Source organism: Nocardioides sp. P5_E3, from assembly GCF_054049275.1.
In genome coordinates this window covers 57,266-71,858 of record NZ_JBFUMR010000002.1, presented here as the reverse complement: position 1 = coordinate 71,858, position 14,593 = coordinate 57,266, and the positions used below count along the sequence as shown (strand labels likewise).

Here is a 14,593-nt window from a genome sequence, read left to right as displayed (position 1 = left end):
CTACGGCACCAGCCGGTTCAGGTCGCGCGGGAAGAGCGTGACCTCGCGGATGTTGGCCGCCCGGACGAGCCGGGCGACCCACCGCTCGAGACCGATGGCGAACCCGCCGTGCGGCGGCATCCCGTGCCGGAACGCCTGCAGGTAGGCGGCGTACGCCCCAGGGTCCTCGCCGCGAGCGCGGATCGCGCGCTCGTAGTCCGACGCCCGGTGCAGCCGCTGGCCCCCCGTGACCAGCTCCAGGCCGCGGAAGAGCAGGTCGAAGGAGTTCGACCAGCGCGAGTCGTCCGGCTGCGGGTGCGTGTAGAACGGCCGCTTGGCCATCGGGTAGCCCTCGACGGCGAGGAAGTCGCTGCCGTGCTCCGCGAGCGCCCAGGCACCGAGGGCCCGCTCGTGCTCCGGTGCCAGGTCCGGCTCATCGGCCGGTGCCCCGACGAGCGCGAGCGCGTCGGCGAAGTGGATGACCGGGATCTCGTCGGGCACCACCGGCAGCGACGCGCCCGCGCTGGCGACCGACGCCTCCTCTGACGCTGCCGCCGCGACCATGCCGGCGAGCACGTCGCGGAGCACCGCCAGCACCTCGCGGTGGTCGCGGATGAAGCCGAGCTCGACGTCGAGCGAGCGGTACTCCGCGAGGTGCCGGACGGTGTCGTGCGGCTCGGCGCGGAACACCGGGCCGACCTCGTAGACCCGCTCGAACACGCCGACCAGCTGCTGCTTGTAGAACTGGGGGCTCTGGGCGAGGTACGCCGCCCGCCCGAACCAGTCGACCGGGAACACGTTCGCCCCCGACTCGGTCGCCGTACCCACCACCTTGGGAGTGGCGACCTCCGTGAACCCGAGTTCGTCGAGCGTGGAGCGGAAGCCGCGCAGCGACGCGGCCGCGAGCTGCCAGCGAGCACGCTGGGCCGGGTGGCGCCACAGGACCGGGGCGTGGTCGAGCAGCGTGGGGAGGGAGACGTCGAGCGAGGGGCGCCAGAGCTCGGCCGGGGAGGTCTCGGCCGGCTCGGTGAGCGGCTCGAGGGCGGCGTCGGTGACCTCCGTGCCGCCGGGTGCCTGCTCGTTCGCGGTCGCCGTGCCGGTGACCCGGACGGTCGTCTCCTCCGGTGGCACCGGGGTGCCGGCGGGCAGGACGACCTGGGCCAGACCGCTGCGGTCGCGCACGACCACGAAGGTGATGCGCGCCAGCTCGCGCCGGCGGTGCACCCACCCCTCGAGCGTGACGGCGGTGCCGGGCGTGGCGGCCGACAGGTGGGAGCAGAGTGTTCTCGGTGGGGTGGTCATGGTTCCTCCTGGGTGTGGGGCCCGGGAGGTGTGGGCGGAGGGCTCGGTCGCGGTGCCACCACACCTTCGCCGGCGGCCCCGGAGGGGTGCCGGCCTCTCGTCGGTGACGCCGGACGCGCGGACGCCCGCTGCTCCGCCGGTGTGCAGGGGGTTTGTCAGGCCCCGCGGTCGTCGGGACGACCCTAGGTCGGGGCTCGGGCCCGCTGCGACCGGTTTTCCGGTCGTCAGTCCCGGACGGCGGCCCGGGCGGTCAGCCCGAGCACGGCCACGGCCGCGACGGCCGCGACGACACCCACCAGGGTGGAGGCCGGCTCGTCGGTGAGCCGGCCGACGGCGATCCAGGCCAGGCCCCAGGCCGCAGCCGCGGCGACGCTCCACCGCGGCCCGGTGCGAGCCACGACGACCCCCGCGACCACGACGACGACGGCGATGACGAGGGCTGCGACCAGCTCGCCCACCAGGGTCGAGGTCTCGACACCCTCCGCCACGAGGGTGGCGGTGATGTTGGCGCACGTCGCCACCGCGACCCAGCCCAGGTAGAGGCCGAAGGTGCCGTCGACCACGACGCGTTGCACGAGGGAGGGCGCGGGGCCGAGGTCGGCCAGGCGCTGGACGAGCACGCCGAGGACGGCGACGAGGGCCAGGATCACCACGACGCTCGCCCACAGCCAGCCCTGCTGGGTGACCAGCAGCCAGCCGGCGTTCAGCACCATGGACGCGGCAGCGAGCCACCCGGTGCTGCGGGCGCGCGGGTCGGTGCTCGAGGCGGGGAGCCACTGCCAGAGCGTGTAGGCGGCGAGGCCGGCGTACACCACCGACCAGATCGAGAAGGCCGGACCGAGCGGGGCGAGCAGGGTGGCGTCGGCGGAGAGCGCGCCGCCCGAGCTCTCCGCGACACGGGTGCCGATCACGCCGACGCCGACGAGCGTGCCGACGATGCAGAACACCTCGGCGATCGTGACGCCGACCTGGCGGCCGCGGTCGGCTCCGGTCGGTGCGGGTGCGGTGGTGCGCTGCGCGGTGGTCACCGAGCCATCCAACAGGACGTCGGGTGACAGGAAGTTCCGCTACGAGCCGACGAGGTAGCGGTTGGTGTGGTGGGTCACGAAGCCGTGCCGCTCGTAGAGCGCGATCGCGCCCTCGTTGTCGGTCTCCACGTGCAGCAGCGCGGTGGTCGCGCCCAGCGAGGCGCCCCAGTCGAGGAGCTCCGCCAGGACGGCGGTGGCCAGGCCGCGGCGCCGCTCGGCGGCGTCGACGACCACCGACTCGACGAGCAGCCAGTCGCCGGACAGCACCCCGCGCCCGGTCGCGGCGCCTGAGGCCAGTGAGGCCATGGCCGAGCCGGGCTGCTCGTCGAGGGTGGCGGGGACGTCGGGGGCAGCCGCCCGCACCGAGCGCAGGGCGCGGGCCACGGACGCCAGCTGGGCGTGCGCGTCGCCGTCGCCCATCGGCGCGAAGCCCAGAGGGGCCAGGGTCTGCTCGACGCCCGACCCTCGCTGCACCTGCACGAGCGGCGTCTGCTCCAGCGCCTCGTAGAAACGGCGTACGCCGAAGGCAGCGTCGGCCCACCCGATGCCAGGCTCGTGCATCGCGAGCGCCGAGTTGCCGCGGCGCCGCAGCCGGCCGCCGTGCGGGGGAGAGGCCCGCAGCAGCCAGTGGCCCAGCGGTTCGGTGGTGACCGAGTCCCACAGCGCCGAGACGTGCTCCTCCACCTCCTGCGGCGACACCCGCGACCGCACGGAGGCCCGCGGCGGCACGGGCTTGCCGGTCACCACGTCGGCGAGGGCGATCACGACGGGTCCGGCCTGCCCCGGCGGGCCGTCCCGGTCGATGGTGAGCGAGTCCGGGCCCCACGACGTACAGGTGCCGAGGACGTCGGTCGCCCGGCCGTCGGGCAGCAGGTGGCGTACGACGACGCGCTGGCCCACCACGTGGGGGCCGAGCGCATGGCGCCCGGTCGTCTCGCTGGCATGGGGTTCTGACGTGTCCGGCACCCGCCGGATACTAGAGTGGAGGGACTGCAAGACCCGATCCGAACCACCCCGATCACATCCGCCTTTCAGGAGGACCTGGTGACCTACGTCATCGCCCAGCCGTGCGTCGACCTCAAGGACCGCGCGTGCGTCGACGAGTGCCCCGTCGACTGCATCTACGAGGGCAAGCGGATGCTCTACATCCACCCCGACGAGTGCGTCGACTGTGGCGCCTGCGAGCCGGTCTGCCCGGTCGAGGCGATCTTCTACGAGGACGACACCCCGGAGGAGTGGAAGGGCTACTACGACGCCAACGTCCACTTCTTCGACGACCTCGGCTCGCCCGGTGGCGCCGCCAAGATGGGCGTCATCGACAAGGACCACGAGCTCGTCGCCGCGCTGCCCCCGCAGGAGCACGACGAGTGACGTCCCAGCCGGTCTCCCGCCGGCTCCCGGACTTCCCCTGGGACAAGCTGACGACGTACGCCGAGACGGCGCGCGCCCACCCCGACGGGGTCTGCGACCTCTCGGTCGGCACCCCCGTCGACCCCACGCCCGACGTCGTCCAGGACGCGCTGCGGGCGGCGTCGGACTCCCCGGGCTACCCCACGACGATCGGGCTTGAGGCGACGCGCCAGGCGGCGATCGACTGGCTGGCCCGCCGCCACGGCGTGACCGGTCTCGGCCTCGACGGCGTGCTGCCGGTGACGGGCTCCAAGGAGCTCATCGGGTCGATGGCGCTCCACCTCGGCATCGGTCCGGGTGACCTGATCGGCTACCCGGCGCTGGCCTACCCGACCTACGAGGTCGGCGCGGCGCTGGCCGGTGCCGACAGCCTGGCCACCGACTCGCTGACGGCGTTCGGTCCCCGCACGCCGCGCCTCCTGTGGCTCAACAGCCCTGCCAACCCGACGGGTCGGGTGCTGCCGCTGGCCCACCTCCGCAAGGTGGTCGACTGGTGCCGCGAGCGCGGCACGGTGCTCGTCTCCGACGAGTGCTACATCGAGTGCGCCTGGTCCGACGACCCCGCCGAGCGGCCGCTGTCGATCCTCGACCCGCAGGTCAACGGCGGCTCGCTCGACGGCATCCTCGCCGTCCACTCCCTCTCCAAGCGGTCCAACCTCGCCGGCTACCGCTGCGCCTTCGTGGCCGGCGACCCGGCGCTGGTCGGAGAGCTGCTCGCGGTTCGCAAGAACCTCGGCCTCCAGATGCCCGGCCCGCAGCAGCGCGCGATGATCGCCGCCCTCGACGACGACGCCCACGTCGACGTGCAGCGCGCGACGTACGCCGCCCGTCGCCTGCTGCTGAAGGATGCGCTCGAGGCCGCCGGCTTCCGCATCGACCACTCCGAGGCCTCCCTCTACCTCTGGGCGACCCGGGGCGAGGACTGCTGGCAGACCGTGGCCGCGCTCGCCGAGCAGGGGATCCTCGTGGCGCCGGGTGAGTTCTACGGCCCGACGGGACGCCAGCACGTGCGCGTCGCCTTCACCGCGACCGACGAGCGGGTCGCCGCCGCCGCCCGTCGCCTGGCCGGCTGAGACTGGGGCGAGCCCTTCAGTCGAAGACGTCGACGTGCACGTGGTCGCGGTGCTCCAGGATCGCCCGGTCGCCGCGTGACGACGAGGGCACGCGGTAGTTGCCCCACCCGTCACCCGACCACGAGCCGGCGCGCCAGATGCGGTCGTCGAAGATCACGGTCTTGATGTCGAGCCGGTCGGCGTTGGCGACGAGGTAGGACGCCATCGCCCAGCCGCGCTTCTTGTTCTCGTCCGTGATCGGTCGGAAGAACACATCGATCGCGCGGCCCTCGTAGTGGGCCGAGCCCTCCATGTGGCCGCTCGACACGCCGCCGGGCTCGAACCCGCCGAGCGACAGCGCGCCGAAGCGCGTCTCCAGGTCACGGCGTACGACGGCGGCGCGCGACACCAGGCCGGTCTCGTCGATCGCGTCGTCCGCCTCGTCGGCGTCGCCCGGGACGTCGCACCACAGGGCGGCGCGCGAGTTGCCGGTCAGCGCGGAGGCGAGCGCGCGGCCGTCCTTCTCGTGGTCGGCGTAGGCGTCGGGGTAGCCCGAGCGCTGCACCTCCTGCGCGGCGACGGTGATCTCCATGCTGTCGTAGCCGTCGACCTTCTGCAGCGCGTCGTAGAAGGCGTTGGTCGCGTAGACGGGGTCGGTCAGCTGCGCGACGCTGCCCCAGCCCTGGGAGGGCCGCTGCTGGAACAGGCCGACGGAGTCCCGGTCGCCGTAGTCGATGTTGTAGAGCTTCGACTCCTGGTACGCCGTCGCGAGCGCGATGCTGGCCGCCCGGGCGGGCATGCCACGCTCGAGGGCGACGGCCGTGATGAGGGCGGCGTTCTCGGCCTGCTCGAGGTCGACCTCGACGGTGTGGCCGTCGACCTCGGCGGTGCAGCCGCTGCTGTCGAGGAGGGGCGGCACGGCACCGCGGTCCACGAGGACCACGGCGGTCGCGACGGCCCCGAGCGCGACCACCGCGCCGATGGCGGCCGTGCGGAGGGACGGCACGGAGGCCCTAGTTGGCGTGCAGCGCCGCGTTGAGGGCGATCCCGTCGCCCTTCCACGGCACCGCCTCGATGGCGCCGCTGACCGAGTTGCGGCGGAAGAGGATGTTGTCGACGCCCGAGAGGGTGGCCGCCTTCACGATCGCAGGCTTGCCGTCCATGTCTCTGACGGTCACCTTGGTGCCCGCGGTGACGTAGCAGCCGGCCTCCACGACGCAGTCGTCGCCGAGGGAGATGCCGATGCCGGCGTTGGCGCCGATCAGGCAGCGCTCGCCGACCGAGATGGTCTCCTTGCCACCGCCGGACAGGGTGCCCATGATCGACGAGCCGCCTCCGACGTCGGAGCCGTCGCCCACGACGACGCCCGCCGAGATCCGGCCCTCGACCATCGACGCGCCGAGCGTGCCGGCGTTGAAGTTCACGAACCCCTCGTGCATCACCGTGGTGCCCTCGGCCAGGTGGGCGCCGAGGCGGACCCGGTCGGCGTCGGCGATGCGGACGCCGGTGGGCAGGACGTAGTCGGTCATCCGCGGGAACTTGTCGACGCCGAAGACCTGCACCACGTGCCCGGGCACGACCGTGCGCAGCTTGGCGCGCACCTGCTCGAAGCCCTCGACCGCGCACGGCCCGGCGGAGGTCCACACGACGTTGGCGAGCAGGCCGAAGACGCCGTCGAGGTTCACGCCGTGCGGCTTCACGAGGCGGTGGGACAGCAGGTGCAGCCGCAGCCACACGTCCTCGGTGCTCGACGGAGCCGCGTCCAGGTCGGCGATCTCCACGAGGCGGACCACGCGCGTGACGCCTCGGAAGTCGTCCTCGCCGCCGTCGAGCTGGGCCAGCTCCTCCGACGGGTCGCCCTCGGTCGCGCCGAGGACGGGGGAGGGGAACCAGGCGTCGAGCACCGTGTCGCCGTGCAGGGTCAGCAGGCCGTAGCCGGAGGCAGCAGTCACGCGCACAGCCTACGGAGGCGGGCCCACCCGCCCGGGTGGCGGGCTACTGGCCGGCGCGGCCGTCGATGCACTCGCGGACGAGGTCGGCGTGCCCGCAGTGGCGGGCGTACTCCTCGATCATGTGCACCACGATGTCTCGCACCTCGCTGGGCTCGCCGTGCACGTCGACGACGGCGTCGAGGTCGGTGCGCTCGAGTACCTCGCGCGCGTAGGCGATCTCCGACTGCCAGAGAGCGTGGCTGGCGCGGACGAGGTCGTCATCCGCGTCGGGGAAGGTGAAGCCCGCGTCGTCGGCCTCGTCCTGGAACAGCCGCGGGATGTCCATCCGTGCCTCGATCACCCGGCGGAACCAGCTCTGCTCGACGCGCGCCATGTGCCGCACCAGGCCGAGCAGGGAGATGTTCGACGGCGGCACCGCCCTGGTCGCCAACTGCTCGGCGGTCAGGCCGTCGCACTTGAGCGCGAGCGTCTGCCGGTAGTGCTCGAGGTAGCCGATGAGGCACTCGCGCTCTCCGCGCGTCGGCCCCATCTGCATCCGCGGGTCCTGGTCGGTCGGGAGCCACATGCCGTCGTATCCGGGGTTCGCCATGGCAGCAGCCAACCGCATGTCCGTCGGACGGACCAAGTGGATTGTCGGCCGCCGCGCGCACGCTCACGGCGGACCCCGCCTCCCGGCACGGGTCCGCCCGACGAGCTCGGTCAGCGCAGGCGCCTGCGGTACGTCGCGACCGCCCAGGCGTACGCCACCACGAGCAGGCCGAGGCACCAGGCGAGGGCGACCCACAGGTCCCATCCAGCCGGATGTCCGTCGAGGAGGGCCCGGACCGCGTTGACGATCGAGGTGACGGGCTGGTTCTCGGCGAACCACGCCACCGGGCCCGGCATCGAGTCGGTCGGGACGAACGCCGAGCTGATGAACGGCAGGAAGATCAGCGGGTAGCTGAACGCGCTCGCGCCGTCCACGGTCTTCGCCGACAGACCGGCGACGACCGCCAGCCAGGTGAGGGCCACGGTGAAGAGCAGCAGGATGCCCGCCGCGCCCAGCCAGGCCAGGACGCCCGCGCCCGACCGGAAGCCCATCACCAGCGCGACCGCCACGACGATGGCGAGGGAGACGGCGTTGGCCACCAGCGAGGTCAGCACGTGGCCCCACAGCACCGCGGACCGGCCGATCGGCATCGACTGGAAGCGCTCGACGATGCCGCCCTGGAGGTCGAGGAAGAGGCGGTACGACGTGTAGGCGACGCCCGAGGCGATGGTCATCAGCAGGATGCCCGGCAGCAGGTAGGTCACGTAGGGCTCGTCCGAGCCGGTCTCGATCGCTCCGCCCAGGACGTAGACGAACAGCAGCATCATGGCGATCGGGGTGACGGCCGTGGTGATGATCGTGTCGGGGCTGCGGAGGATGTGTCGCAGGGACCTGCCGGTGAGGACGGCGGTGTCGGCGACGGCGTGGGTGGCAGACATCAGGACTCCTCTCCTGCCGCGGTCGGGACCTGCTCGCCGACGAGGGCGAGGAAGACCTCTTCGAGGCTTGGTTGCTTCTCGACGTACTCGACGCGCGCCGGCGGCAGCAGCCGCTTGAGCTCGTCCAGCGTGCCGTCCTGGATGATGCGACCCCCGTGGAGGATCGCGATGCGGTCGGCAAGGGTCTCGGCCTCGTCGAGGTACTGGGTGGTCAGGAGGACGGTGGTGCCGGCCTCGGCGAGCCGGCGGACCGTGTTCCACACCTCGATCCGCGCCTGCGGGTCGAGCCCGGTGGTCGGCTCGTCGAGGAACACGACCGGCGGGTCACCGATCAGGCTCATCGCGATGTCGAGTCGACGGCGCATGCCTCCGGAGTACGTCCCCGCGCGGCGGCCGCCGGCCTCGACGAGGTCGAAGCGCTCGAGCAGGCGGTCGGCGACGGCGCCGGGCTCGGGCACGTGCCGGAGCCGGGCGACGAGGACGAGGTTCTCCCGCCCGGTCAGCACCTCGTCGACGGCGGCGAACTGGCCGGTGAGGCTGATGGACTCGCGGACGTCGCGGTCCTCGTCGACGACGTCGTACCCGTGGACCTCGGCGGTCCCGGCGTCTGCCCGGACCAGGGTGGCGAGGATCTTCACCAACGTGGTCTTGCCGGCGCCGTTGGACCCGAGCAGGGCGAGGATGCTGCCGGGGGCGACGTCGAGGTCGACCCCACGGAGCACGGCCAGGTCGCCGTAGGCCTTCTCGACGCCCTGCACCCGGATCGCCGGGGCGAGGGTCGCGGTGCTCATGACCGGTCCCGCTTCTCGAGGTCGTCGAAGGCCTGGACCAGGCGGGCGCGCTCCTTGTCGATCCAGCGCTTGCCGCCGTAGGCCTCGGCGTAGTTCTCGGCGAACGCGACGGGGTCGTCCCCGACGATGTCGTGGACGGGCGTGCCGTCGACGGCTGCCCGCTCCCAGAGGTCGGCGAGGTCGACGAACATCCGGACGATGACGTCGCCCTCGACGACCCCGCCGAAGTGCATCAGGTAGCGGTTGACGGCCTCGCCAGCCGCTGCGTAGGGCTCCGGCAGCGACTCCAGCCGCGCCTTCGCCTGCTTGTACTGCTTCTTCTGCTCCAGCGATCCGGTGATCGCCTCGAGCCACTTGGCGGCCATGTCAGCTCTCCTCGTGAAGTGTGTGGATGCGTGCGGCGAGGAACTCCCAGTTCCTCCAGAACTCGGCGAGGACTGCGCGGCCCTCGGCGTTGAGCGCGTAGACCTTGCGTGGTGGCCCCTTCTCCGACGGGACCTTCTCGACGTCGACGAGCCCGCGCTGCTCGACGCGCACGAGGACGGCGTAGACCGTGCCCTCGACGATGTCGGTGAAGCCCTGGTCGCGGAGCCGGGCGGTGATCTCGTAGCCGTAGGCCGGCCGGGTCGCCAGGATCGCGAGCACGATCCCCTCGAGGGTGCCCTTGAGCATCTCGGTCAGCTGCTTGCTGCCCATGTCGTCGCCCTCCTCTCGGTGTGGTCGTCCAGTTCCGCCGGTAGTCGGTGTCACTGGTATTCAGTGTTGCTGAGTACCAGTACACAGTGACACAGACTACCGGTACTTGGCAACACTGACTACCGACCTCGTGGCGGTAGTCCAGTGAGATATGGCTGTCCCTAGGGCGTCTGGACGACCGTTTGTCACTGGACTACCGCGGAGCCGGGGCGGCGGTGACTCGACTTCTGCCTGTGGAAAGCCGGTACGCCGCTCCGCTGGCGGGCAGGTCCTCGAGGTGTTCATCCCACCTCCGTTCCACGAGCGCCGCCCCGAGCTGGTGGCGCCCGTGCGGGTGGACCCCCGTGGCACGGTCGGTCCGACGCGTGGGCAGTCACGCGGGCCGCGGTGGCGTACGACCAGCCACGGACTCGTCGTGCCGTCTCGGGTCGAGGTCACGGCGCAGCAGCGGATCGTCGAGGCAGCGGCCCTGCTGAGCGAGGACGAGGCCGTCACCGGGTGGGCGGCCCTCCAGTGGCTGGGCTGTCCCTGGTTCGACGGGACGCTCGGCGGTGTCGCCCAGCGGGACGTGACCGTGGTGGCCAGGCGTCATCTGTCGCGTCAGCGGGGGATCGCGGTCAGCCAGGAGTTCCTGCACCCGGACGAGGGCGTCGTGGTCGACGGCGTGCCGGTGACCGCCGCCGTGCGGTCCGTGGTGTTCGAGATGCGGTACGCCGCGCGGCTGGGGGACGCGGTGGTCGCCCTCGACATGGGCTGCTACAGCGACCTGGTGAGTGTTGCCGAGGTCGGCTCGTACGTCGCTGAGGTCGGCCCGGTGACCGGCATCCAGCAGGCACGTGACGCCCTCGTGGAGGCGGACGAGAACTCCTGGTCGCCCCAGGAGACGAGGATGCGCGGCGCGTGGACCAAGCGGGCCGGCCTGCCGCGTCCGTGGTGCAACATCCCGGTGTTCACCGCGGACGGTCGGCACGTGGGCACGCCGGACCTCATCTGTCCCGAGCTCGGTGTGCTCGGCCTCTACAACGGCGCGGTCCACCTGAGCCTTGCCGGCGTCTCCGCAGACCTGGACAAGGAGACCGCTTATCGCGACGTCGGCCTCGAGCCGGTGACCATGCTGGCGACGGACTGGCACGACCTCGGCAGGTTCACGTCCCGGCTGCGCTCCGCGGTGGACCGCGCCGACCGGGGAGGCGCTGGCTCCTGGACCGTGGCGGCGCCCTCGTGGTGGACGCCGACGCACGCCGTCGACCTCCGGCGCTCGCTGACCGAGGCGGAGAAGGCGCGCTTCCTGCGCTATCGAAGGAGCGCCTGAGCCAGGGTCTCGGCGTGCTGCGGAGCGAGCGCGCTGGCCGCCGTGCCGGGGTAGTCCAGTGAGAAATGGCTGTCCGTGGGCCGTCCGGACGACCGTTTGCCACTGGACTACCTCCCGCGTCGGGAATCCGATTGGCGGGCGCCCGAGCCCGAGCCGTACGATCGGGGCAGGCGTCTGAGCCGTCATCAGCGGCGAGCCTCGGGAAGAACGGGTGCGGCGAGCCGGCTGCCACCTCACTAGAACCCGGCGGGTGCGGCCCGACACAGCCGGAACGAAGCGGTCGCCAGAGGTTGGCGGCAAGCGAGGTGGTACCGCGGCAGCCCTGTCGTCCTCGTGTCATCAGACCGAGACGTACGACGCACCGCGAGGAGCACCCCAGATGGCCTACCCCAAGGTCTCGCACACAGGCGCCACGACCGTCGCCAGCAGCCCGCGCTTCCCTGACATCGAGGAAGCGGTGCTGGCGTACTGGGAGTCCGACGACACCTTCCGGGCGAGCGTCGAGCAGCGCGACGCCGGCGCCGACGGCAGCAACGAGTTCGTCTTCTACGACGGCCCGCCGTTCGCCAACGGCCTTCCGCACTACGGCCACCTGCTCACCGGCTACGTCAAGGACCTCATCCCGCGCTACCAGACGATGCGCGGCCACAAGGTCGAGCGCCGCTTCGGCTGGGACACCCACGGCCTGCCCGCCGAGCTCGAGGCGATGCGGCTCAACGGCATCAAGACCACCGACGAGATCGTCGAGCTGGGCATCGAGAAGTTCAACGAGGCCTGCCGCCAGTCGGTCCTGAAGTACACCGGCGAGTGGCGCGACTACGTCACCCGCCAGGCGCGCTGGGTCGACTTCGACAACGACTACCGCACCATGAACCCGGAGTTCATGGAGTCGGTCATCTGGGCCTTCAAGCAGCTGCACGAGAAGGGCCTGGTCTACGAGGGCTTCCGCGTGCTGCCCTACTGCTGGCAGGACGAGACGCCGCTGTCCAACCACGAGCTGCGCATGGACGACGACGTCTACCAGATGCGGCAGGACCCGGCCGTCACCGTCGGCTACGACGTCACGACCGACGGCCCGTTCACGGGCGTCAAGGTGCTCGTCTGGACGACGACGCCGTGGACCCTGCCGTCCAACCTCGCGGTGATGGTCGGCGAGGACATCGACTACGTCGTCGTCGAGTCGGACGGACCGACCGGCAGCGCCGAGCGCTACCTCCTCGCTGAGGCCCGCGTGGCGTCGTACGCCCGCGAGCTGGGCGACGAGCCCACCGTGACCTGGCGCGGCAAGGGCGCCGACCTCGTCGGCCTGGAGTACGCCCCGCCGTTCAGCTACTACGCCGGCCACGAGCGCGCCTTCCGCCTCGTGCCCGCCGAGTTCGTCACGACCACGGACGGCACCGGGCTGGTGCACACCGCCGGCGCCTTCGGTGAGGACGACAAGGTCGTCACCGACCGTGAGGGCATCGAGGCGGTCATGCCGGTCGGCAAGGACGGGCGCTTCACGTTCCCGGTCACCGACTACGAGGGCATGCAGGTCTTCGACGCCAACCTCCACATCATCGACCACCTCAAGGCGGTCACGAAGGGCGAGCAGGGCGGCTCGGTCACGCCCGGCACGGTCCTGGTGCGGCGCGAGACGTACGACCACTCCTACCCGCACTGCTGGCGCTGCCGGCAGCCGCTGATCTACAAGGGCGTCTCGTCGTGGTTCGTCGAGGTGACCAAGGTCAAGGAGCGCCTGATGGCGCTCAACCAGGACATCCGCTGGGTGCCCGAGCACATCAAGGACGGCCAGTTCGGCAAGTGGCTGGAGAACGCCCGCGACTGGTCGATCACCCGCAACCGCTTCTGGGGCAGCCCGGTGCCGGTGTGGAAGTCCGACGACGAGCACCATCCGCGCGTCGACGTCTACGGCTCCTTCGAGGAGATCGAGCGCGACTTCGGCACGCTGCCGCGCGACAAGGACGGCAACCCCGACCTGCACCGCCCGTTCGTCGACGAGCTGACGCGGCCGAACCCCGACGACCCGACCGGGAAGTCCACCATGCGCCGCGTCACCGACGTCCTCGACGTGTGGTTCGACTCGGGCTCGATGTCCTTCGCGCAGGTGCACTACCCGTTCGAGAACAAGGACTGGTTCGACAACCACTTCCCGGGCGACTTCATCGTCGAGTACATCGGCCAGACCCGCGGCTGGTTCTACACGATGCACGTCCTGGCCGGCGCGATCTTCGACCGGCCGGCGTTCTCGACGTGCCTCAGCCACGGCATCGTGCTCGGCAACGACGGCCAGAAGATGTCGAAGTCGCTGCGCAACTACCCCGACGTGCGCGAGGTCTTCGACCGCGACGGTGCCGACGCGATGCGCTGGTTCCTCATGTCGAGCCCGATCCTGCGCGGCGGCAACCTCGTCGTCACCGAGCAGGGCATCCGCGACTCGGTGCGGCAGGTGCTGATCCCGCTGTGGAACAGCTGGTCCTTCTTCAGCCTGTACGCCAACGCGGCCAAGGGCGGCGAGGGCTACGACGCGACGTGGCGCACCGACAGCGCGCACCCGATGGACCGCTACATCCTGGCCAAGCTGCGTGACTACGTCGCCGCGATGACCGACCAGCTCGACAACTACGAGGTGGCGGCGGCGTGCGACTCGACGCGCAGCTTCCTCGACGTGCTGACCAACTGGTACATCCGACGCTCCCGCGAGCGCTTCTGGGACGAGGACGCCGACGCGTTCGACACCCTCCACACGGTGCTCGAGGTCGTCTGCCGCGCCACCGCGCCGCTGATGCCGCTGACCACCGAGGAGGTCTGGCGCGGCCTCACCGGCGAGCGCTCGGTCCACCTGACCGACTGGCCGTCCGCCGACGACCTGCCTGCCGACGAGTCGCTGGTCGCGTCGATGGACACCGTCCGCGACATCTGCTCGGCGGGCTCGGCGCTGCGCAAGGCCGCCAACCTCCGCAACCGCCTCCCGCTGGCGCGCCTGACCGTCGTCACCGACGCCGACCTCGACGGCTTCGAGCAGCTGGTCGCCGACGAGCTGAACCTGAAGGCCGTCCAGGTCCTCGCGGTCGACGCGCCCGAGGCGGAGTCGTACGGCGTCTCGCAGCGGCTGACGGTCAACGCCCGCGCGGCCGGTCCGCGCCTCGGCAAGGACGTCCAGCTGGCGATCAAGGGCTCGAAGTCCGGTGACTGGTCGGTCGCCGACGACGGGACCGTGACCGCCGGTGGGCTCGCGCTCGTCGAGGGGGAGTACGCCCTCGAGACCGTGGCCGGGTCGTCGGACGAGGACTCCGCGCTCGGCATGCTGCCGCGCGGCGGCTTCGTCGTCCTCGACACCGCCGTCACGCCCGAGCTCGAGGCCGAGGGCGCCGCCCGCGACCTGGTCCGCGCGGTCCAGCAGGCCCGCAAGGACGCCGGCCTGCAGGTGAGCGACCGGATCAGCTTGACGATCACCGGTCCCGAGGCCACCCTGGCCGCGGCCCGGACCCACGAGGCCCTGATCGCGGACGAGACGCTGGCCACCGCGGTGTCGTACGTCGACGCCGCTGAGGTCGCCGTCGAGGTGGCACGGGCCTGACGCGCGGCGCGGCTGGTTGAATCA

The 14,593-nt window shown here is 71.7% G+C and carries 14 protein-coding genes; 4 read left to right on the top strand and 10 right to left on the bottom strand.

The genetic code is table 11. The features are described from left to right. The 3 genes from aspS to ACXJKB_RS01350 form a co-directional block, all read right to left on the bottom strand. The gene (aspS, locus tag ACXJKB_RS01360; protein WP_457184702.1) at positions 1–1,281 is read right to left on the bottom strand and encodes an aspartate--tRNA(Asn) ligase; all 1,281 of its coding nucleotides are present in this window, start codon (positions 1,279–1,281) and stop codon (positions 1–3) included. 224 nt (positions 1,282–1,505) lie between these two features. Next, positions 1,506–2,309 (bottom strand): hypothetical protein, encoded by an 804-nt coding sequence (locus ACXJKB_RS01355; protein WP_457184701.1) that lies wholly within the window; start codon positions 2,307–2,309, stop codon positions 1,506–1,508. 39 nt (positions 2,310–2,348) lie between these two features. Beyond that, entirely contained in the window at positions 2,349–3,275 is a 927-nt protein-coding gene (locus ACXJKB_RS01350) for a GNAT family N-acetyltransferase (RefSeq protein WP_457184700.1), read from the bottom strand. Positions 3,276–3,353: 78 nt separating this feature from the next. Here ACXJKB_RS01350 and fdxA point away from each other — a divergent pair, with 78 nt between their 5' ends. Beyond that, on the top strand, positions 3,354–3,680 hold the full coding sequence (gene fdxA / locus ACXJKB_RS01345) for a ferredoxin (protein WP_056604759.1): 327 nt from the start codon (positions 3,354–3,356) through the stop codon (positions 3,678–3,680). Next, positions 3,677–4,792 (top strand): succinyldiaminopimelate transaminase, encoded by a 1,116-nt coding sequence (gene dapC, locus ACXJKB_RS01340; protein WP_457184699.1) that lies wholly within the window; start codon positions 3,677–3,679, stop codon positions 4,790–4,792. Before fdxA ends, dapC begins: the two co-directional genes overlap by 4 nt. A gap of 16 nt (positions 4,793–4,808) precedes the next feature. Here dapC and ACXJKB_RS01335 read toward each other — a convergent pair whose 3' ends face one another. From ACXJKB_RS01335 to ACXJKB_RS01305, 7 genes are all read right to left on the bottom strand, one after another. Further along, positions 4,809–5,777, bottom strand: a complete 969-nt coding sequence (locus ACXJKB_RS01335) for a hypothetical protein (RefSeq protein WP_457184698.1) — start codon at positions 5,775–5,777, stop codon at positions 4,809–4,811. Between the two features lie 7 nt (positions 5,778–5,784). Continuing rightward, positions 5,785–6,723 carry a 2,3,4,5-tetrahydropyridine-2,6-dicarboxylate N-succinyltransferase gene (gene dapD, locus ACXJKB_RS01330; protein WP_457184697.1) on the bottom strand — a complete coding sequence of 313 codons (939 nt, stop codon included), beginning with the start codon at positions 6,721–6,723 and terminating at the stop codon, positions 5,785–5,787. 43 nt (positions 6,724–6,766) lie between these two features. Next, positions 6,767–7,312, bottom strand: coding sequence for a DinB family protein (locus tag ACXJKB_RS01325; RefSeq protein WP_457184696.1), 546 nt, complete (start codon positions 7,310–7,312; stop codon positions 6,767–6,769). Between the two features lie 110 nt (positions 7,313–7,422). Beyond that, positions 7,423–8,190, bottom strand: a complete 768-nt coding sequence (locus tag ACXJKB_RS01320; protein ID WP_457184695.1) for an ABC transporter permease — start codon at positions 8,188–8,190, stop codon at positions 7,423–7,425. After that, a complete protein-coding gene (locus ACXJKB_RS01315; protein WP_457184694.1) occupies positions 8,190–8,981 on the bottom strand; it encodes an ABC transporter ATP-binding protein in 792 nt (263 codons plus the stop codon). Before ACXJKB_RS01315 ends, ACXJKB_RS01320 begins: the two co-directional genes overlap by 1 nt. Beyond that, the gene (locus ACXJKB_RS01310) at positions 8,978–9,346 is read right to left on the bottom strand and encodes a DUF1048 domain-containing protein (RefSeq protein WP_457184693.1); all 369 of its coding nucleotides are present in this window, start codon (positions 9,344–9,346) and stop codon (positions 8,978–8,980) included. Before ACXJKB_RS01310 ends, ACXJKB_RS01315 begins: the two co-directional genes overlap by 4 nt. Before the next feature lies 1 nt (position 9,347). Beyond that, a complete protein-coding gene (locus ACXJKB_RS01305; RefSeq protein ID WP_457184692.1) occupies positions 9,348–9,677 on the bottom strand; it encodes a PadR family transcriptional regulator in 330 nt (109 codons plus the stop codon). 277 nt (positions 9,678–9,954) lie between these two features. Between ACXJKB_RS01305 and ACXJKB_RS01300 the strand changes: the two genes are divergently transcribed. Together ACXJKB_RS01300 and ileS are read left to right on the top strand one after the other, a co-directional pair. Continuing rightward, a complete protein-coding gene (locus ACXJKB_RS01300) occupies positions 9,955–10,989 on the top strand; it encodes a hypothetical protein (protein WP_457184691.1) in 1,035 nt (344 codons plus the stop codon). A gap of 379 nt (positions 10,990–11,368) precedes the next feature. Next, positions 11,369–14,569, top strand: coding sequence for an isoleucine--tRNA ligase (gene ileS / locus ACXJKB_RS01295; RefSeq protein WP_457184690.1), 3,201 nt, complete (start codon positions 11,369–11,371; stop codon positions 14,567–14,569). Positions 14,570–14,593: the final 24 nt, after the last annotated feature.